17 protein-coding genes and 1 pseudogene are annotated in these 22,051 nt (G+C 33.2%); 1 reads left to right on the top strand and 17 read right to left on the bottom strand.

All coding sequences use genetic code 11. The features are described from left to right. Positions 1–206: 206 nt before the first annotated feature. A pseudogene (locus CUL_RS20130) lies at positions 207–464 on the top strand (transposase); the annotation flags it as partial. A gap of 1,205 nt (positions 465–1,669) precedes the next feature. Here CUL_RS20130 and CUL_RS0104635 read toward each other — a convergent pair. The 17 genes from CUL_RS0104635 to CUL_RS19870 form a co-directional block, all read right to left on the bottom strand. Next, positions 1,670–2,203 carry a nucleoside-triphosphatase gene (locus CUL_RS0104635; RefSeq protein WP_025640654.1) on the bottom strand — a complete coding sequence of 178 codons (534 nt, stop codon included), beginning with the start codon at positions 2,201–2,203 and terminating at the stop codon, positions 1,670–1,672. 60 nt (positions 2,204–2,263) lie between these two features. Continuing rightward, positions 2,264–3,067: a selenium-dependent molybdenum cofactor biosynthesis protein YqeB gene (yqeB, locus tag CUL_RS0104630; protein WP_025640653.1), complete on the bottom strand. Its 804-nt coding sequence runs from the start codon at positions 3,065–3,067 to the stop codon at positions 2,264–2,266. Positions 3,068–3,166: 99 nt separating this feature from the next. Continuing rightward, positions 3,167–4,462, bottom strand: a complete 1,296-nt coding sequence (hydA, locus tag CUL_RS16670) for a dihydropyrimidinase (RefSeq protein WP_201767845.1) — start codon at positions 4,460–4,462, stop codon at positions 3,167–3,169. Beyond that, complete coding sequence (locus tag CUL_RS0104620; protein ID WP_025640652.1) at positions 4,443–6,047, bottom strand: N-acyl-D-amino-acid deacylase family protein; 1,605 nt, start codon at positions 6,045–6,047, stop codon at positions 4,443–4,445. The genes hydA and CUL_RS0104620 overlap by 20 nt, the downstream gene beginning before the upstream one ends. Positions 6,048–6,062: 15 nt before the next feature. Further along, positions 6,063–7,130: a 4Fe-4S binding protein gene (locus CUL_RS0104615; RefSeq protein WP_025640651.1), complete on the bottom strand. Its 1,068-nt coding sequence runs from the start codon at positions 7,128–7,130 to the stop codon at positions 6,063–6,065. 25 nt (positions 7,131–7,155) lie between these two features. Further along, complete coding sequence (locus CUL_RS0104610) at positions 7,156–8,466, bottom strand: amidohydrolase family protein (RefSeq protein ID WP_025640650.1); 1,311 nt, start codon at positions 8,464–8,466, stop codon at positions 7,156–7,158. Between the two features lie 10 nt (positions 8,467–8,476). Further along, positions 8,477–10,768 (bottom strand): xanthine dehydrogenase family protein molybdopterin-binding subunit, encoded by a 2,292-nt coding sequence (locus CUL_RS0104605; protein WP_025640649.1) that lies wholly within the window; start codon positions 10,766–10,768, stop codon positions 8,477–8,479. Further along, positions 10,758–11,552: an FAD binding domain-containing protein gene (locus CUL_RS0104600; protein ID WP_025640648.1), complete on the bottom strand. Its 795-nt coding sequence runs from the start codon at positions 11,550–11,552 to the stop codon at positions 10,758–10,760. The genes CUL_RS0104605 and CUL_RS0104600 overlap by 11 nt, the downstream gene beginning before the upstream one ends. Continuing rightward, complete coding sequence (locus CUL_RS0104595) at positions 11,540–12,019, bottom strand: (2Fe-2S)-binding protein (RefSeq protein WP_025640647.1); 480 nt, start codon at positions 12,017–12,019, stop codon at positions 11,540–11,542. The genes CUL_RS0104600 and CUL_RS0104595 overlap by 13 nt, the downstream gene beginning before the upstream one ends. A gap of 30 nt (positions 12,020–12,049) precedes the next feature. Further along, the gene (locus tag CUL_RS0104590; RefSeq protein WP_025640646.1) at positions 12,050–13,240 is read right to left on the bottom strand and encodes a YgeY family selenium metabolism-linked hydrolase; all 1,191 of its coding nucleotides are present in this window, start codon (positions 13,238–13,240) and stop codon (positions 12,050–12,052) included. Between the two features lie 28 nt (positions 13,241–13,268). After that, positions 13,269–14,519, bottom strand: coding sequence for a diaminopropionate ammonia-lyase (gene dpaL, locus CUL_RS0104585; RefSeq protein ID WP_025640645.1), 1,251 nt, complete (start codon positions 14,517–14,519; stop codon positions 13,269–13,271). A 451-nt stretch (positions 14,520–14,970) separates the two neighbouring features. Continuing rightward, a complete protein-coding gene (locus CUL_RS16665; protein ID WP_035142807.1) occupies positions 14,971–16,704 on the bottom strand; it encodes a sigma-54-dependent Fis family transcriptional regulator in 1,734 nt (577 codons plus the stop codon). Then, on the bottom strand, positions 16,701–17,270 hold the full coding sequence (locus CUL_RS0104570; RefSeq protein WP_025640643.1) for a nucleotidyltransferase family protein: 570 nt from the start codon (positions 17,268–17,270) through the stop codon (positions 16,701–16,703). The genes CUL_RS16665 and CUL_RS0104570 overlap by 4 nt, the downstream gene beginning before the upstream one ends. Before the next feature lie 10 nt (positions 17,271–17,280). Then, entirely contained in the window at positions 17,281–17,997 is a 717-nt protein-coding gene (gene yqeC, locus CUL_RS0104565; RefSeq protein ID WP_025640642.1) for a selenium cofactor biosynthesis protein YqeC, read from the bottom strand. A gap of 76 nt (positions 17,998–18,073) precedes the next feature. Continuing rightward, a complete protein-coding gene (gene ade, locus CUL_RS0104560) occupies positions 18,074–19,783 on the bottom strand; it encodes an adenine deaminase (RefSeq protein ID WP_025640641.1) in 1,710 nt (569 codons plus the stop codon). After that, the gene (locus CUL_RS19875) at positions 19,784–20,785 is read right to left on the bottom strand and encodes a xanthine dehydrogenase family protein molybdopterin-binding subunit (protein WP_025640640.1); all 1,002 of its coding nucleotides are present in this window, start codon (positions 20,783–20,785) and stop codon (positions 19,784–19,786) included. Beyond that, positions 20,785–22,050 (bottom strand): xanthine dehydrogenase family protein molybdopterin-binding subunit, encoded by a 1,266-nt coding sequence (locus CUL_RS19870; RefSeq protein WP_025640639.1) that lies wholly within the window; start codon positions 22,048–22,050, stop codon positions 20,785–20,787. The genes CUL_RS19875 and CUL_RS19870 overlap by 1 nt, the downstream gene beginning before the upstream one ends. Position 22,051 lies beyond the last annotated feature (1 nt).

The raw sequence follows: 22,051 nt of genomic DNA, 5'->3' as shown, positions 1-22,051 counted from the left end.
AAAAGCCAATTGAATAGATAATCTGTTAGTATACATTCATCATAACAAATCTGGAACTAGACCCAAAAGGCTGATTCAGCTTTACTACAACTATGAACGTATGGAAATATTATTAAGAAATCTAATAATAGATTTGACCTTGATTCAATGAGCAATCATAGCAAAATAGTTAATGCAAACCGTCTGCAAATGTCAATGCTGCATACAATTTATTCAGCTTGTTTAGACACCTTACACTTCCTGTGAAAATGAGTAAACTACAGGTATATACAATAAGGCTGAAATTACATAAAATTGCATCAAGGATAGCACGAAGTGCACGATATATAATATTCAAGCTTTATAGCAGTTTTTCTTACAAAAAGGAATTTTGTGAAACCCTCGAAAACATCCGCAGTCTGCTTCTAAATCTAGAATGGAAACTGCTAATGTCTAGATTTTCCCAAACTTTTTATGGGAATTAAAAGATACCTTTTGTGGATAAGATTATTGCTAGTTATGTGCTTATCCACAAGTTTCATTATTTGCACAAAAATAAGTAAAACAGCCCTTTGTTTTGATATAATAAGCCTGATAAAAACTAGAATCAAAAGCAGAAGGGCTATTTTACTTATAATTAATTATGCCGAACTTTCCCACTATTAAAAAACAAATTATCATACTTTTCAAATAAAATTATTAAAGAAGTTCCAAAACCTAAGCTAAAATTATATTTCAAATGATGTATAAGCTTTTTGAAGAGTAAATTTGTATTGCTAATCAATATATCCATAACTTTATATGGGTATATTTTTTGAAAAAGGCCATAGAAAGATTGAAAAACATAAAATATCTTAGTCAAGCTTAATATAATGATTTACTAATAGCCTTTACAAAGTATCCAAAGCTAGAAGAACTTCATTACATTAGGGAAGAATTTAGGGTACTCTTTATCCTTAAGACAAAAGATATTGCTTCTTTATTTCCAGATTATTATAAAGACCTAGTAGAAGAATTTGATATTCCAAAACTAAAGAAATTTGTAGAAATCCTTGATGATTAGATGCCATACATCTTAAATTATTGCGGTTGTCCTATATCTAACAGAATTATAGGAGGCAATAACCATAAAGTAAAATATTAATTGCAGAGCTTATGGATACCATAATCGTGATGATTACGAAATTAGAGTAAATACCATTTCAATATATTTACAGAACCAACACGATTATCAACTAAAGCATCTATACCATATTTATTCTATTTGTTGATATATCCAATAATGGTTGGAGGAGGTTTACAAAGTATATTCTGTATTTCTTACGTATGAATACATTGATACCTTATGATTACAGTTCTCATCAAAGATTTTATAGATTTCTTATATTACTTTCTTCAAATTTGATAAGCTCATATATTGTAAATCCATATAAGATAGTTACCTCTAATAATTTTCTTCCCGTTTTTATATCTACCTTTTTAAATGTTATTTACTATTAGCCTTTGGAAATATCAAAATGTAATACATTTATTATTTTTATATTGCTCACGTTGCTTATCCATATGCTATATCATAGCGAAAGAAGTTTGTCGAATTATATGCTTATTACGACAGAGTCAAGTTACTGTAGGAAAAAAGTTTGAATACCCCTTGTTTAATAGACGTAACTAATATACTAAATTTTAATTTTCAATATCTACACATTAACTCTTTAGCCAATCTTCTATACACATTCTCTCTGTTATCTTTAGTAACCTCAACTTCTACTACATCCTTTCTTTCTCTTATAGAGTCCAAAAAAGGTATAGACAGTGGCTTAATAACCCCTATTACTTTCTTATTATCCAATGTTTCATGGACCTTTCGTTGAAATTGATATGCAGTATTTTCGAAAAAACCTAATTCATCCATTATTATTAATTTAAAATCATTCTTTATACAATTATCCAATATTTCAACTCCAATGTTTTCAAATGTGGCTGTATTTCCAATCCGCTTTATACCATCAGAAGTATACCCTATCATCCTATCTCTTATATTAGTACTCTTACAATTGAAATTTAAAGGTTCAATATAAAATTCCTTGACTTGATTATCTATTATATAAGGCCTTGTATAAAACCCTCCTATTTCTTCCTTCCTAATGTTAAGTTGTTCTATAATACGTTTAATCATTGTACTTTTCCCAACATTTATTCTCCCTGTTAAAAATAAGTTGTTCATATTAGAATCTCCTCTCCAAATGAAGAAAAATATTACAAACATGTTACAAATAACTTCCCCTTATGGTGCCTGGCACCTTAAATGAGAAGTTATTTGTATTCCTTCTAAAACTCTGTCGCCAATTATCCTGGCTTTGTCAGAAATAATAAAAGCATATTCCTTTATACATCTAGGGTCTATGTCGCCTATTTTCAATCCTTTATTTACATACAAGCCTTCTCTTATCATCCCTCTTAAAATTCCTTTGAAAGGAGCTATTACGTTTTTATCTCCTACTTGACATATTACATTCCCTTTATCTATTATATCACCTATTTTACAAAAAGCTTTAACTATTCCATCGCACGGAGCTCTGAGGACTCTCCCCTGTGTGTATCCCATTACTTCTCCTGGGATACCAGTGTTTTTTGATGCTCTGCCACTATGAATAATCTTTCCTAGATTAGTACCTCTATTGCTTTCTACTACAAAATCCACATCTTTTCCAGCTTCAAACCCTGGTCCAATTCCTATGGTAATTGGGGCCATAGATTTATTAGTGCCTAGGTTTCTTTTAGCAATTATAGCATCTATAACTACTAATGGCTTAATTTCTTCAATTATTCTACCTTCCTTGTCAATATAAACTGGAATAGCACCTATATCCCAAATTTTATAGATATCTTTTCTATTCTTAGCTAAGATTCCCTTAATACCTTCTACAGTATTTTCACCTTCATATACTGCTTCACTAAAAGCTACAGCTCTTCTAACGGTTAAAGGTTTGTCTATTTCTAAAATAATTATTCTATACCCTGCTTTATGGAGTTTATAAGCTATTCCTGTTGCTAAATCACCGCCACCTCGTATAATTATGGTATCCATTTTTTTCACCTTCATCCTTAATAGACAATCCTCTTCTTTGATACTTTCCTAAAGGTTTTGATATTAAAATCTTTTCATCTTTTACTACCATTTGTCCCCTTAGAAAACATACTCAAACTTACCATACTGAGTTAATCCTTCATATAGATTATAGTCCACATTTTGGACTTGATTTTCTGCTCTTATTATGGACTTAGCCTCTGGATTAAATATTATAATATCAGCATCACTTCCCTTTTGGATAATTCCCTTTTTAGGATATAACCCAAAAATTTTAGCAGGATTTTCAGAAAGGATTTCTACTAATCTTTCTATGGTTATTCTATTCTTTGTCACTCCATAGGTATATATAAGTTTATATCTATTCTCTACTCCAGGTGCACCATTGGGAATCTTAGTAAAATCATCTTTCCCTAATTCCTTCTGTTTTTTATAATTAAAGGCACAATGATCTGTAGCTACAACATCTATTTCTTCATCTTTAATTCCTTGCCATAAAACTTTCTTGCTCTCTTCATCTCTAAGAGGTGGTGAGATTACATACTTAGCACCTTCGAAGGAGTTTTTTCCTTTAGATAAGTAACAGTCTTTGTCCAATAAAAGATATTGAGGACAGGTTTCAGCCAATATTTTCATTCCCTTTTTTCTAGCTTTTATAATTTCATCATAACCTTCCTTTGAACTTAAATGGACTATATAGATTGGGGTATCTGCCAGTTCTGCAATAGTAATAAGTCTAAATATAGCTTCTCTTTCCAAAGATGGAGGCCTTGTTTCCATATGGTATACTGGTTCCAATTTCCCTTTAGCTATGGCTTCCTTCCTTAGTCTATCTATGATATCTCCATTTTCACAATGAAATCCTATTAAAGTTCCTAATTCCTTTGCCCTTTTTAAAGCTTCGTATATAGAACCATCATCTACCTTTAAATCTTCATAGGCGAAAAACATTTTAAAAGAAGTTATCCCTTCTTTGACCATCTCTTCCATCTCTTTAGAAGTATTTTCATTCCAATCTGATATAGTCATATGGAATCCATAGTCGGTATAAGTCTTATCTGTTGCATTTTTACTCCACTCTTCTAAAGCCCTCCTTAATGTTCCCCCTTTTATCTGTTCAGCAAAATCAACAATAGTGGTAGTCCCTCCTACAAGTGCAGCTTTAGTCCCTGTGGTAAAAGTATCAGCTACCATTCCTCCAGCTTCAGCCTCAAAATGGGTATGCACATCTATTCCACCTGGAAGTACAAAGAAACCTTTTGCATCTATTATTTCATCATTAGGCGCAACTAAATCTATTCCTATATCTTCTATTTTTTCTCCTACTATACGAATATCCTTTACCATAATTCCTTTTGAACTTACTATTTGTCCATTAGTTATTACAATCGCCATCTATACACCCCTCTAACACTTTCCCTGCCAAAATCTTGTTATATTTTCCTTTTTCCAATGTTATGTTTCCATTAATGATAACATAATCTATACCCTCTGGGTATTGTTTAGGTTCTACAAAAGTTCCCTTGTCTTTTATCTTTTCTAAATTGAATATTACAATATCTGCAAAATTTCCTTCTTTTATTTCCCCCCTATTTTTTAGCCTAAAAGTTTCTGCCGGTTTCTTTGTCATCTTATATATTGCTTCTTCTAATGATAAGACTTCTTCCTCCCTTACATATTTACCTAAAACTTTGGGGAAAGAACTATATAATCTTGGATGAGGATTATCAGAAATCATTCCATCAGTACATACATTTTGTTCAGGTCTTTTTAAAATCTTTATGATATGTTCCTCCAGTCCATAAAAATCCACCATTCCTACAGAGTTTTCTTCTTCATATATAAGATCAAAGGTAGCATTATAAGGGTCCTTTCCTCTTATTTTTCCCAGTTCAATAAGATTTTTCCCAATTAGATTTTTATTTTTATCCATATTTACTGAATTCACATATATCTGGTCCAGCCCAGCAAAATCAATAAAATTGTCCCAACCTGGAATACCAGTTTGTATATCTTTAATAATTCTTTCTCTATTGGATTCATCCTCTAACCTTTCTAATAGTTTTTCTGTACCACCTTCATGAACCCAAGGTGGAAGAATTACCCCTAAACTAGTACTACCTGCCACATAAGGATATTGGTCAAAAGAAACTTTAACTCCCTCTTTCTTTGCTCTTTCTAATAATTCAAAAGCTTGGTCTATATACTTCCAATTGTTTTTCCCACATACTTTAAAATGAGAAAAATGAATTTTAACTTCTGCTTCTTTTCCTATAGTTATTATTTCCTCCATAGATTCTATAATAGTATCTGCTTCAGACCTTTGATGTACTATAAATATTCCATCAAATTCTGCAACTACTTTACAAATCTCAATTAATTCTTCTATATCCCCATATACACATGGTGGATAAATAAGACCTGTAGAAAGTCCAAAAGCTCCCCCTTCCATTTCTCTCCTAGTTATTTGGCACATCCTATCTATATCTGTTATATTAGCCTTTTTATTCTCTAATCCGATGGCCTCTAATCTAATATTCCCATGAGGAACTAAATATCCTTGATTTAATCCTACTCCCTTTTCTTTCAGCATTTTTAGATAGTTTTGGGTAGTTTCATATTCCCAATCTATATCTTCATTATCTCCATTAAAAGCAGAGTTTATCTTTCTCCAAGGTTTTATATATTCCTTAGGAAGTGGTGCCATGGATATTCCATCTTGACCTAATATTTCAGTAGTCACCCCTTGCCTAATTTTTATCTCATTATAAGGGTTGACCAAAATCGAAAGGTCTGAATGGCTATGAGTGTCAATGAATCCAGGTGATACTACTTTACCTTCAGCATCAATTACTATATCTACCTTTTCCTCTATAGTACCAATCTTTTTTATTTTATCTTGTTCAATTAATAAATCTCCTTTATAAGGCTTATTTAAACTCCCATCTACTATTAATCCGTTCTTTATTAAAATCTTCATCTATTCACCAACTTTTTATGATTCTTTTCCTACCAAAGCTTTAGTAGGGCATACAGATATACAAAGACCACAGTATCTACATTCTTCTTCATCTAGTTCCATAGTATCCTTTAACTTTCTTGCTTCATAAGCACAAACTTTTTCACATAATTTACATTTAATACATTTATCTTCATCCCATAAAAACTCAAACTTTGTCCTTTCATTGTTCTCTCCCATATGCTCGTGAACTATACCACAAGCATCTTCTATGGATTTATATCCAAGTCTTTCAAGATGTCCTTTGAAATCCTTATAAATTTTATTGATTATACTTTCCCCTTTTAGAATAGGACCAGTACATATACCTATAAAATTAGCTCCTGCCATTATCATTTCTACAGCATCAGCTCCAGACATACAACCTCCTAGACCTATTATTGGCACATCAACCTTGTTTCTAATTTCATATATCTTATGAAGAGTAATAGGTTTTATAACCTCTCCTGTTAGCCAACCAAAGCCATTACCCCCTAATAAAGGTTTCCCTGATTCTATATCAATACGGAAAGCTGGTCCTACTGAATCACATGCAGTAATAGCATCTACACCTGCTTCTTCTAGTTTTTTGCAAAAATCTCCTATCTCATCAATCATAGGTGGAAGCTTTGCTATTACAGGTATACTTACTCTTTTTTTAGTATCCTTAACCATTGGAATAAGATCTGTATAATCATAAGAAACTAACTCGATTATATCTGCTCCTGCCTTCTCTATCTTTTCTACTAATTCACTACTTTCCTCCAAAGTATGACCAACGGAAGCTATAGTTACAACTTTCATTTCCTTTAATTTTGGAATCTCCTCATCTATCCATCTTTCTGGATCAAAATCCGTCCATTTTTCATTATTTATAAGAGAGTTATTAGTACTTCTTACCATATGAGGAGCTGGATTTATAGCTCTTTTCTTTCTAATGGTCTTAGTAACAACTGCCCCAGCACCTGCATCATATAATTTTTTCATGGACTCAGCACTATATGATAAGGGTCCTGATCCAATAATAATTGGAGATTGTAACCTAATACCTAATAAATCGTACATTTAAAATCCTCCTTATCCTGCGTATTTAAAACTTCCAAAATTCTTCTGCTACATTTTTCATTTCTTTAGAAATCTGTTTTTTATCTATGGTTTTCAATTCTCCATCTTCTAAAATAGGTCTTCCATTTATATAAACACTATCTATAAATTCCTTTTCTCCTTGAACCACAATCTGATCAAATATATTATCTAAAGTTACTGGTGTTTTAAAATTATTCTCCATTATTATAAAATCAGCCTTATTCCCAGATACTAGTTTCCCTGTATTTTTCCATCCCAATGCTTTGGCACCATATTCAGTGGCCATTTTAAATACTATACTAGCCGACATAACTGAAGCATCTTCTTTTACAGCTTTATGCAGTAAAAATGCAGATTTCATTACAGCGAAGAAATCATTTATATATCCATCGGTTCCAAGGGCTACCTCTACCCCTGCATCTAATAGATCTGGAATTGGGGCAAATCCTCCTCCTACCTCACAATTACTTAAAGGCATGTGAACTACTTTAACATCTCTTTCCTTTAATATTTTGATTTCCTCTTCCTTTACCTTGACGCATTGGGATGCTAAAACATCCTTGTCCAATAATCCTAAATGTTCTAAGTATTTTACTGGTAATTTACCATAGTTTTTTAAACAATGATCTACCTCATATATACTTTCCGATAAATGAAATTGCCAAGGGGCTTTCAATTCCTTAGCCTTATTTTGGGCTAATTTTAAGAATTTATCTGAACAAGTGAAAGTGGTATGAGTACATATAATTCCCCTTATCAATTTACTTTTTTTTCTACTCCATTCTATTAATCTACTATTTTCATCTAAACATTTAACTCCATTTTCATAACTAATCCTTTCGCAACTTTCCAAGGATAAAACTGCCTTCATTCCTATATCTTCTAATATTTTCCCCTGTTCTATCAAAGTACCTTCTTCTGTATTAGGGGCCTCCAAAGTATCACAGAATCCTATAACTCCTGATTTTATAAGCTCTATGGCTGAAGCTTTTGTAGTTGCCTTTACCTCTTTTAATCCAATCCTATTTTCAATAAAAGGCCACCAATAATCCCAAAGGAATCCTTCAAAATCCTTAAACTCTACATTAGCAGGTATACCTCTAGAAAGTACTCCATATTGATGCATATGAGCATTAATAAATCCTGGCATAAGAATTGAATTTGTTTTATCAATGATTTTAGCTTTAGGATATTTCATTTCTACTTCACTATTTGGAAGTATTTCTAATATATTTTCCCCTCTTACTACCAAAGAATGATCTATATAAATATCTTCTGCTGAAGATATTAAATACTTACTCTTTACAATGAGCATTTTTTACCTCCTAATCCTTATTGTCTTTTGATTCTTTCATGGCCATATAAACCTTTTCAGAAGTTATAGGTAAATCTCTTATATATACTCCTACAGCATTATAAACTGCATTAGCTATGGCTGGAGGTGGAGTGTGTATTACTACTTCACCAATGGATTTTGCTCCAAAAGGTCCCGTTGGTTCATAGTCTGGTTGAAATTCTACTATAATATCACCTATGTCTTTTTTGGAAGGAACATTATACTGAATAAAACTATCTGTCAACAACCTTCCACTATCAGAATATTTTACATCTTCATATAAGGCTAAACCTATTCCTTGGGTTATTCCACCCTCTACTTGAATTCTTGCCAAATTAGGATTTATAACCGTTCCACAGTCAACAACGGCAACATAGTTAATAACCTTAACTTCTCCTGTACTTTTATCTAACTCTATTTCAACAAAACCAGCAATAAAAGGTCTTGGACTTTCTGGCATTCCAAAGGTTGCATTGGCCATTAATACTTCACTATCTGGTCCTAGTACAGATTCTTGTCCTAATATGCTCAAAAACACATATATGCTTTCATCTTCTTTATGGCATACCCTATCTTCTTTTAATTCTAAAAATAATGCTGGAATATTAAGTTTTGCTTCTGCAATCTTTAATATTTTATCTTTCAACTCTGCACAAGCTCTCACAATTGCATTCCCTGTTAAATAAGTAGTACAAGAAGCATAGGCACCAGTATCATAAGGGCATGCATCAGTATCCCCTGAATAAACTGTAATTCTATCCATATTCGTATTCAATGATTCAGCTGTAATTTGTGCTAGAACTGTATCGGAACCAGTGCCTAAATCCGATGAACCAGTTAATAATATATATGTTCCATCTTCTACCATTTGGACAATTACTGTAGCGGAATCTATATTAGCAATTCCAGAGCCATGAATAGCTATACTCATGCCAACAGCTCTTACTTTAGTAGAGTTAATTTCCTTGTTAGGATATTTTTCATCCCAACCTATTAATTCTTTACCTCTCTCAATACATTTTTCTACATTGAGACTTTTAATAGGATTTTTTAATATCCCACCTTCAGCTCCTTTTCGTATTGTATTATTAAGTTTAATTTCCACAGGCTCTATTCCAAGTTTACTACTAAGTTCATTTATAGCTGTATCAGTAATAAAAGTCCCTTGAGTTGCACCATAACCTCTAAGAGGTCCAGCTGAAACTATATTGGTATAAACTGTTTTTCCTCTATACCTTATTGCTGGTACTTTATTATATACAGGCAATACATTTTGTGCAGCTTCCATAGTTACTACAGTTCCATTAGCACCATAAGCTCCTGTGTTGTTTATGGAATTAATATCTATAGCTTTAATATTTCCTTCTAAATCCGAACCAATTTTTACATCAAATTTCATTTCATGTCTACTTGTAGAGGCTGCAAAAGTTTCTTTCCTTGTATATATAAGTTTAGATGGTCTTTTTGTTTTCCATGTAACAAAAGCTACATAAGGTTCAGCTAACGCTACATTTTTACCTCCAAAACCTCCACCTATCCTTGGTTTTATAAACCTCAACTTTGATACAGGTAGACCAATAGCTTTAGCAGTTTGTCTTCTCATGTGGTAGGCTGATTGATTAGAAGATATTACAACAATTCTCCCATTTGCATCTATATAGGAATATGCCCTATGAGTTTCCATCATACAATGAGCTTGTGCCTGAGTATGGTAAGTTCTCTCTATTACAAGGTCACAGTTTTTAAATTCTTCTTCCACATCCCCTTTGCCTAATTTAAATCTTGAAACAATATTCTTTTTCCCATTAAATCCAAAATCAAAGGGACAAAATATATCATCCTCTGGATGTATGATAGAGCTATGTCCTTCTGCCTTAATTAAGTCTAATACTGGCTCAAGTACTTCATATTCTACTTTTACTAATTTCATTGCCTTTTCAACAGCTACCTCATCTTCTCCAACTATAATGGCAACCTCATCTCCCACATATCTTACAATAGGTTCCAATAACATTCTGTCATAAGGTGTAGGATCAGGATAAGATTCTCCTGATTCAGAGTATCTAACTTGAGGAACATCTTTATAGGTGTATATTTCTACAATCCCCTCTACCTTTTTAGCCCTATCAATATTAATATTCTTAATCCTAGCAAAAGCATGGGGACTTCTTAAAAGTTTAATTATTAAAACATCTTTATGAAAAACTAAATCATCTGTATATATTGGTTGTCCACTTAATATGGACTCACTATCTACTTTCCTTATTCCTTTACCTATCATGATAACCACCAACCTTATCATGCATTCTTTTTATCAATACTTTGCACATCTCTTCTCTATATTCTCTACTTCCTCTCATATTAGTTCCAAAATGTAATTCATCAACCACCATATCTGCAACTTTATCTATACTTGCACCATATTCTAAAGCTTCCATAGATTTTTCAGCTAATTTTGCTCTTTGAGGTCGAGAACCTATAGCAATTACATATTCGCAATTATTTCCTTTGAACATTGCTCCATTTATAATAGGCAAATCTCCAGAAGATTTTCTTAAACAATCGTATACAGCTATACCGTCCTTTTTAGGTAATATTACTTCCAATAATATATCTTTCTCATATTTTTTCTCTAAAAAATCTTTCAAATCCATAACTCCACCTTTATAAAGTCTTACTTTTGCATCTAATACCAATAAAGATGGCAATAAATCGGAAAACCCATATCTAGAAAATACACTGGCTCCAACCCTAGCCATATTTCTAAACTGTACTCCTACAATATAAGAAACTCCTTGACTAATTGCCCCTCCACAATGATTTTTAATGATATTATTAATTTCTAATTGCCTCAAAGTGGTATCTGCACCAATTAAAATCTCTTCTTCATTTTCAACAATATAGTCTAAGGACAGATTACATAAATCTATAGCTGTATTAATATTTCTAGAACCTATTTTTATAAATCCGCATCCACCTAATATTAAATTATTCTTTCTAGCTATGAGAAGCTCATAAGCTTCTTCTATGGTTTTAGGTGCAATATATTCCTTTATTGTAACCATCTTCCTTCCCCTCTCGCTACCTTAGATTCTAAATATTTTTTAACGGCCCTAATCTGTCCCTTGTATCCTGTACATCGGCAAAGATTGCCATTTAAATAATGGCATATTTCTTCTTCACTAGGATTGATCAGTTCTTTTTCCATAGCAAGTACCGTCATTATAAATCCTGGAGCACAATATCCACATTGTTCTGCACCTTCATCAGCTAAAAAGTCGGTAAATTTCTTAGCTTCATCCCTTACTCCTTCTAAGGTTGTTATACTCTTCCCTGTTGCTCGTACTGTTAAATAGGTGCAAGATAGTACAATCTCATCATCAACCCATATTGCACATAAACCGCAGGAACTTGTATCACATCCTCTTTGAACACTTAAATACCCAAGTCTTCTTAAAGTATCAAGCAAAAATTCGTCCGGCCTAACATCCAGTGTTCTATTACTATTATTTATAGTTAGTGTTACCTTCATATGATCACCCTTATGTTGGAAATTTATAAATTAATAGATATTAAAAACGGATTTCAATATCCCATAATATCCTTTAGCACCTTTTTCCAATTGCTCTATCTCTATATATTCATTAATTGTATGAGCTAGATTTTCTTGAGATGGACCAAAGCCTATGGTTTTTATTCCTTTTTCCCCTGCATAGTGGCTTCCATTAGTACAGAAGGAATAATGAGTTACCTCAGGTTCAAGACCGACTTCTTTCAATCCTTTATATGCAGCTTGTACAAACTCATCCTCTTTGTCAAACAACCAGCCTGGGAAAAACCTTTCTCCAGTGATAGTTTGGCCTGTATAGCAGATTTCAGTTCCTATTGCATAGGAAACCTTAGCATTTAGCTCTGGATCTTCCTTCATCATTTGGTCTAATAACTCCTCTATTGGTGTCAACACAGATTCCTTTGTTTCCCCTACTAACAATCTCCTATCAAAAGTAGCCTTACAATACTCTGGTACAACTGAAGCTCCTGGATAAGGAGAAGATTTAATATCTGTTAACACTAAAATACCTTCTCCTAATTCTTCATGTACTATTGGTTTTAGTTCTTGAATTCTTTTTATTATATTAGCCATTTTATAGACTGAATTAATACCTTTCTCAGGATTAGCAGAGTGGGCTGGCTTTCCAAATACTTCTATTACAATTTCTGCCCTACCTCTTTGACCAATTTTTAAATTTAACTCTGAAGATTCTCCTATTACTACATAATCGGGATTAATAGCATCGCTTATCTTCCTTGCAGCTACTCCTTCAAATATCTCCTCGTGGACTACTCCAGCTACGTAAATATCTCCATCAAAATTTCTATTAGTATCTTCTGCAAAATAAGATGCTGCAGTTATCATAGCACTAACTTGACCTTTCATATCTGAAGTACCACGTCCATATATTCTTCCTTCTGCTATCTCGCCACAAAAAGGACCAAACTTCCATTTTTGCTCATCAGTTACAGGTACATGGTCTATATGTCCATCAAATAAAATAGTCTTACCTGGTCCTTTTCCCTTAATATGACCTATAATATTTCCGTAACTATCTACAAAGTATTCATCAAAATTAAATTCTTTAAAAACCTTTTTAATAGCTTCTACCACCTTATCTTCCTGACCGGAAACACTAGGATTTCTTATTAGTTCTTGGCATAGTTTAACTAATTTTTCTTTTCTTACTTCAGTTAACATCCTCTCATCCTCCACTTTTTAAACATTCTTATTTTGTACATTCTCCCAGCCATACAATGCTTCTATATTTATCTGGGTCTGTATCTCCTTCTGTGCTAAATAATAATATTTTAGAATCCTTATTAAGATTTAGCTTTTCTCTTAATTCTTTGTATTCATCATTCTTCATTATTTCTACCAATAAACCAGTAGTTACAGCCCCTGATTCTCCTGAAATTACATGAGGATCATTTTTCAATGGATTCCCTAATATTCTCATACCATTAGCTGCAACCCAGTCAGGACAGGATACAAACATTGAACTATGATTTTTAAGGATCTCCCATCCTATTGTATTTGCTTCTCCACAAGCCAATCCAGCCATTATAGTTTGTAAATCTCCCCCAACTGCTACTGCTTTTCCATCTCCTGCTACTGCTGATCTATAAAAGCAATCTGCAATATCTGCTTCAACTATGGTTGTAGTAGGACAATCTTTCCCATAAATATTTGCAAAAACTCCTTGAACTGCCGCTGCTAATGAACCTACTCCAGCCTGAATAAAAATATGTGTAGGTTTATATACTCCTAATTCCTCTAATTGTTCTATTGCTTCCAAAGCCATAGTGCCATATCCTTGCATAATCCATGTGGGAATGTCTTCGTATCCTTCCCAAGCTGTATCTTGTATTACTACTCCATTATTTTCTTCAGCATATTTTGCTGCCAATCTAACGCAATCATCGTAGTTCATATCCTGAACTGTAACTTCTGCTCCTTCTTTTCTAATGTTTTCCACCCTTGCCCCCGAAGAACCTTTTGGCATATATACTACAGATTTTTGCTTCAGTTGATTAGCCGTCCAAGCTACTCCACGCCCATGGTTGCCGTCAGTAGCAGTCACAAATACCATATCTCCTAGCTTTTCTCTAGTTTCATTAGATATCAGTGTTTCATATCCTAGTTCCGAAACATCTTTACCAAGCTTTTTAGCCATATATTTAGCTATAGCAAAAGAACCACCTAAAACCTTGAAGGCATTTAATCCAAAACGATAAGATTCATCCTTTAAATAAACTCCCCCAACTCCAATATGTTCTGCTAGTTTCTTTAAATTTTGTAAAGGTGTTTTTGAATATTGGTCAAAACTTTCATGGAAAGTTCTAGCTTTATTTATTTCATCTTTATTTAATATTTTTATACACCCTTCTACATCCGTTTTAGAAAGTTGATTTTCCTTCCATTTAATAATATTATTTTCTGAAAATGCTTTTTCCTTTATTGATATAGCATCATTCATCTACATTTCTCCCTTCATTCACTATTGTTTTCATATTTATATAGTTGCAATTTATATGCCAATCTTACGTTTTATTAAAGTTAATTTTATTTATTTCTCCATTGAATGTGTAAAATTCAACATTTCCATTGGTTTTTTGATAATTAAATTTTTAACAAAAAAATTGCTGAAGACCCTCAGCAATTCCTTATCTATACTTTTATTAAAATTATAAATATCAAAATTAAAAGCACCTGTCGAGAATAAATTCTTAAGGTCGGTATTTACAACCATTGTAGCTAATTCCAATATTATATTTTTTTATTTTTACAAGTACTTATAAATCTATTGTTATCAATATTAAAAAGCATAATTATCAAAACGATAATAGATTTTATCATTTTGATAATCCCCACCCCTTAATATGTTAGGCGTTTAACAAACTTTTATATGCTTATTATCATTTTGATAATTATTCTTTAATCTTTCTATATAGAGTAGCTACACCAATACCTAATTTCTCTGCTGCTAATTTCTTTCCTTCTGTACTATTTCCATATATGCTAAGAGCTCTTTTTATATATTCCTGTTCTACTTCCTTTAGTGGTTTAATTTCAATTTCATCTCCGTAATAATTCATATCTACACTATTTAAAATGCTTTCTGGTAACATATCTTTTGTCAACATACCTATATCACTAGCTATATTTATCATATATTCAATAGTATTTTGAAGCTCTCTTACATTGCCAGGCCAGGAATAATCTAATAGTATCTCTTTACACTCATCTTCAATACCATGAATATATTTATCAAATAAGATATTATATTTGTCGATTAACATATTTATAATTAATTCTATATCCCCATCCCTTTCCCTTAAGGAAGGAACTTCTATGGGGATTACATTCAATCTATAATATAAATCCTCTCTAAATTTATTCTCTTTAATCCTTTGTTCCAAGTCTAAGTTAGTAGCGGCTATAACTCTAATATCTAAATCAATAGGTTGATTAGATCCTATCCTGGTTACAGTCCTTTCTTGCAGAACCCGTAAAAGTTTGACCTGCATATATAGGGGCATATCTCCTATTTCGTCTAATAATATAACTCCTCCATTGGCAAGCTCGAATTTACCTATTTTACCATTAGGATTTGCTCCTGTAAAAGCTCCCTTTACATAACCAAATAACTCTGATTCCATTAAAGCTTCTGGCATAGCACTACAATTTACAGCAACAAATGGCTTATGCCTTCTATCGCTTAAATCGTGGATTGCTCTTGCTACTAATTCCTTTCCCGTCCCACTTTCTCCCGTTATTAATACTGTGGATTGGGTGGAGGCAATTCTTTTTATCTTTTCCTTTAATACTTTCATAACTTTAGATTCCCCAATTATAGAATCTAAGGTTATCCTCTTTTCGCTAGTGGTTATCTTATAGATATCCGAGTTTATCTTATTCATATTATTGAATATAAATACTTTTGCATATTCCTTAGATATGGAGTGGATAGGTATAATATTTCCTACTAAATAGAAACTTTTTCTATCTACCTTTAATTCGTAAAGCTCCCCTCCCATTATATATTCATATTTATCTATCAACTTTACTCTTTTCTCCAATTCAGTAGAATATAGTTTTAATTCTCTCATTGCATTATTATTGACCATAGTTATTTTATCATCTGAGTCTAATACCAGCACACCTTTATCTACATTATTTAATATTTTCCTTAGTACCTGAGCCCTTTCAATCTGCATTTTTGTCTCATTATGCTGATATACCTTAGAAGATATAAAATCTCCTATTTGATGCAAAAATTGCATTTGGGAGTCTATATTTTCTAAAATAAGTTGTTTTTGTTCATCGGTAGAACAAACTAAACCTATTACCCCTATAATTTCTTCCTCATAGACAAGGGGAGTTGATATTTCCAATTTCTCTATACAGCTATCCTTTTCAACACAATCCCTACAAAGTTCATGTTCTCTAGGATTTTCAATTATTTGAGGTTTTCCTGCCTCTATTACCTTTCTATATACAGAACCCTTATTTACCGCATCTATCTGGTCCTTAAATATCCCGGTTCCAGCAATTCTTCTCATGCCTTCATCTACTATTTCAACATCTACCTTTATTACATTAGATATTACTTCAGCATACTTAATAACGTCTTCCTTAATTTCCTGTAATAACGAAGTCATGATATCACTCCTTTGAAGTCTATAGGTGTATCCACATCCAACCCCAATTTCCCATCATCTATTATAACCTTCTTTACAGAAGATACATTTCTCCTTATAATATCCCTTCCACCTTTATCCCCTTCTACCTGTAACAAATCATCTTTAAATTTGGAAGAAAAAATGGTAGGCGTTCCATTTCTACCATTATAATAAGGAACAATAATGGTAGATTTATCATTTTTATATTCCTCAATCAATCTATCAATTAACCTCTTCGTAATAAAAGGCTGATCCCCCATTAAAAACATATAGGCTTGGCAATCTTTAATTGCCTTTATCCCTAATTTCATACTCTCCGATTGACCTAAATAGGCATTAGGATTATATATGGTTTTAATAGAATATTTTTTTCCTATCTTTCTTACCTCTTTTCTTCTATATACTAATATTATTTCATCTAAAGAGGAGTCTTTGCAACTTCGAATAACCCTTTCCACCATTTTAACTCCATCTATTTCCATTAAAAGCTTATCTTCTCCCATCCGTTTTGAAAAACCTGAAGCCATTATAATTCCACCAATCATATTCATTCTCCTAGTAAAATTTTTTTCTTTTAATATCAGTAACCAGGACAGTATCCTTAAAACCGTTAGCTAATAAAATTCGCCTTATTCTACTTCCCTTTAATATAGTTTTTTCATTATAGGCCTTATTTAATAGAAGGATTCTTTTGCCTTGAGTTACTTTAAATAGACCTTCTGGATCTAAAATATATCTAATTATAATTTCTTCGTCTATTATATCAGAATATCTTGTATTTGTAATATTTGTAAATATCTCTGGTCTATGAACTATATCTCCTATTTTCTTTCCTAAAGAATCTAATCCAATTATTCCTATGGTCTTAGTGGTATTTTTAGGTATTACTGGTTCATGGGGGGCATGCCCTTTTATTGGTTTCCCCTTAGCCCCATCGGCTTCTATTAATACAAAATCGAATAATTCTCTATTTATAATCTCTTTAAATTTAGAAAGAGGCACCCCTTTTAACTTTCCTTTTTCCACCCTATCCCCGAATATGGTAATACCCCCTTCCCTTGGATTAAAATCTTCTATTTCCCTTAAAAAATAATGATCGTAATCCTTCTCCGGATTATAGATTGCCGTTGTAGTTGTAATAAGTACCTTTTTATTAAGCCCTTTTAATTCCTCTCCCAATGCAAAAATGGTGGTAGTCTTTCCACCACCACCTATTAATGATAATATTTCTCTTTTGTAAATATCCAACCCTAAACTCTCATATATGCGCATTCTCACCACCTCCCCTTACATTACAATTATATTACAAATAAGTTCCTTTTCCGGTGCCTGGCACCGGTGGGGGAACTTATTCAGTTAGGTTTATGAATTTAAATTCCCCTACATGGAATAAACCTAAATCCGTTACCTTAATATCTGGAATTACAGGTAATGCTATGAAAGATAAAGTCATAAAGGGGTCTAGGTTTTCATTTACCTTTAGTTTCCCGTAGGCAATTTCCAACATCTTATTTAATTTTCTATCCACCTGTTCTAAAGGTTCCTCTGACATAAGGCCAGCAATAGTTAAAGCTAAGGTATCCAGCACTTTCCCTTCCGATACCATGGTTAGCCCTCCTCCAACCCTTTCCAGTTCTTCTATAGCTAAGAGCATATCCCCATCATTGTCTCCAATTACTATTATATTATGGGAATCATGGGCTACGGTAGAGGCTATAGCTCCATTTTCTAAACCAAAATCCTCTACTAAAGCTAAACCAATATTTCCCGTCCTATTATGTCGTTCAATTACTGCTACCTTTAATATATTGTCTCCCCTTATAAAGGCACCATCTTCCACTACCATATCCTTTACATCCTTTACTACCTTTTCTGTAATCAAACTATGAGGGAGTAACTTTATTACATTTACCTTTTCGCCTTTAATTGGAATTCTTAAACTCTCTATTTCGACTCTTTTAATATTTACCGTATTCTTCATAGAACTATTATCCCTACTTGGAATTTGGAATAAAGGTTTATGGTTTTCTGCTACCAATTTACCTTCCTTAAATACCCTTATTACATTAAAATCCTCTAGGTTATCTATAACTGCTAAATCCGCCTTATATCCAGGAGCTATAGCGCCTTTACTTTTTAATCCATAAGCTTCTGCTGGATTTAAGGAAGCCATCTTAATACAATCTATAGGGTCTATTCCCTCTTTTATAGCTAGTCTTATATTATGATCAATACTCCCATCTACTAATAGATCCCCAGGATGTTTATCATCAGTACAAAATAAACATCTTCTTAAATTATCTTTATCCACTACCTTAATCAATTCTTTCAAATTCCTAGCTGCAGAGCCTTCTCTAATATGGATGTACATCCCTAGCCTAAGTCTTTCTATCATCTCTTCCTTTGTAGAACATTCATGTTCCGTTTTTACTCCTGCAGCTACATAGGCATTTAATTCTTTGGCTGTAATAAGAGGTCCATGACCATCTATAACCTTATCTTGAAATAAATCCAGTTTCTTTAGTACCTTTTCATCTCCCCCTATAACTCCTGGATAATTCATCATCTCTCCTAGGCCTAAAACCCTTTCTTCATTCATCAATTTCTCTAAATCCTCTGCTTCAAGTACAGCTCCTGCATTTTCAAAGGGAGTTGAAGGAACACAGCTAGGCAACATTACATATACATCTAAAGGTAGGTCTTGGCTTTCATCTAGCATATATTTTATTCCCTCAATTCCCTTTACATTAGCTATCTCATGAGGATCGGTAACTACAGCAGTGACTCCCCTTGGTAAAATAGCCTTTGCAAATTGACCAGGAGTTACCATAGAGGATTCAATATGGACATGGGAATCTATGAATCCAGGAGATAGATATTTTCCTTCTAAATCCATCTCTTCTATGCCTTCATATTCACCAATGCCTATTATCTTTCCTCTTTCAATAGCTATATCACCTTTAATTATTTCATTAGTGAATACATTGATTATATTGGCATTCTTTAATACCAATTCTGCTTTTATTTCTCCTTTAGCAATCTTTATAATTCTTTCCATCTATATCTCCTCTTTCTTCTTTCCATCCTCTTCTATGGCCTTAATTAACCTTTCGGGGGTAACAGGCAGTTCAGTAATCCTTACCCCTATGGCATCATAAATAGCATTTAATATGGCAGGCCCTACAGGTATCATCACTGGTTCTCCTATACCTTTAGCACCAAAGGGAGCTGTATACTCTGGTTCTTCTACTATTATATTTTCTATCTGAATCATATCCATGGCCGTTGGTATTAAATATTTTGAAAACTTATTATTATATATTTTACCCTTTTCCAGTTTTAAATCTTCAAATAAAACATAACCTAAAGCCATGGCAAAACCTCCATCCATTTGTCCTTCTACTAGATGGGGATTAATCGCTCTTCCTACATCTTGAGCAAAAACTGCCCTTTCTATTTCAACTAATCCAGTAATAGTATCCACTTCTAGCTCTACTCCACAGGCATTGAAAGTATAAGGCCAATAAGGAGCTCCTTGCCCAGTTTCCGGATCCATCTCTATCGTTTGAGCAATGAACTCGCCTTCTGCTTCTATATTATCATCACCATAGATTTTGGACAATTCTTTAAAGGAAATTCTTTTTTGAGGAAAAAACTCTAAATATATTTCTCCCTTTTCCACAGTTAATCCATGGATTGCATTTAATTTTAACTGCTCCCTAGCTGCTTCCCTCAATCTATTTTTAAAATTCTCACAGGCTATCTTTATAGCATTTCCCGTATTATAGGTTTGGCGACTGGCAGCTGCTGTACCTGAGTCAGGCATTAGGCTAGTGTCTTCGGAAATAAATATTATTTTATCTAGAGGCAATTTTAAAGTTTCTGATCCAATTTGAGAAAGAACGGTTTTAGCTCCCTGACCTACCTCAGTTCCCCCCACATATATACCAACCTTACCATCTTTAAGGAGTTTTACTTTTGCTTTAGATGCATCGGGAAATCCATTTCCATATCCAGTTCCATAAAAAGATAATCCTATTCCCCTTCCTCTTTTCTTCATCAATAGGCCTCCTCTCTCTCAAGGGAAAAGTCTATTTTCTCTGCCACTTTTTCTATACATCTATCTAAGGGCACACTATCAGTTAGCACCTGACCAGTAGCAGTAATAGATCCCTGTTTAAATATATTTTTCATCCTAATGGCTATTGGATCTATTCCTAGTTTTTCTGCTAAAATATCCATCTGTTGTTCATGAGCTATGGGCACTTGAGTAGCACCAAACCCCCTCATGGCCCCTGCAAAGGGATTGTTGGTATAGACTGCAATACTATCTACCTTTACATTAGGAATAAAATAGGGACCTGTTGCATGAACCCCTGATTTTCTTAAAACATTAGTAGCCCATGAAGCATAAGCCCCTGTGTCCCCAACTATTTCTGCTTCCATAGCTAATAGTTTTCCATCTCTATCTGCTCCTGTTTTATATTTCATTATCATAGAATGCCTTTTAGCATGGGCAATAAAAGATTCTTCCCTAGAATATATAGCTTTTATTGGTCTATTTAAAACTTTTGCTGCTAAGGCTAAATGGATTTGAAGGCTAATATCTTCTCTACCACCAAAGGCCCCTCCTATATTGGTATTGATTATTCTTACCTTTTCTTCCGATAATTCCAGTGCAGAGGCTATTTCCTCCCTATCATAATGGGGGTATTGGGTAGCTACCATTACGGTAACCCTACCTTCCTCATCTATAAAAGATATCCCTGCTTCAGGTTGTAAAAAAGCATGGTCTACCATATGGGTTCTATAAATATTTTCTGCAATGGCATAACTATTTTTAAAACCTTCTTCCACATCACCTTTTCTAATCTTATAATGGTATACTATATTAGTATCTCCATGTACCTTAGGCGAATCCTCCTTCATAGCTTTTATTGGACAAAAAACCTCTTCTATTTCCTCATATTCTATAAGGATTTCCTTCAATGCTAATTCGCATATTTTTTTATTCTTGGCAACTACAAAAGCTATTGGATCTCCAATCCTCCGCACCTTTTCACTACAGAATACCTCATGATCTTTAAATATTACCCCATGTTCATTATTGGGTACATCCTTATGGGTCAAAACTTTAATTACTCCATCTATTTTTTCCGCTTTTCCCGTATCTATCCTAATATAGGCATGGGGTACTTTAGACCTTAAGGTTTTACCATAGACCATATTATCCATAAATATATCCTCAGGATATAAGGCCTTACCAGTGACCTTGCTTAAGGCATCTATCCTTAAAATATTCCTACCTACTATATCCAGGTTCATA

Origin of the sequence: [Clostridium] ultunense DSM 10521, assembly GCF_000511955.1 — a bacterium.
In the GTDB taxonomy this organism is placed as follows: Bacteria; Bacillota; Clostridia; order Tissierellales; family Tepidimicrobiaceae; genus Schnuerera; species Schnuerera ultunensis.
This window is presented reverse-complemented; position numbering and strand designations above follow the sequence as displayed.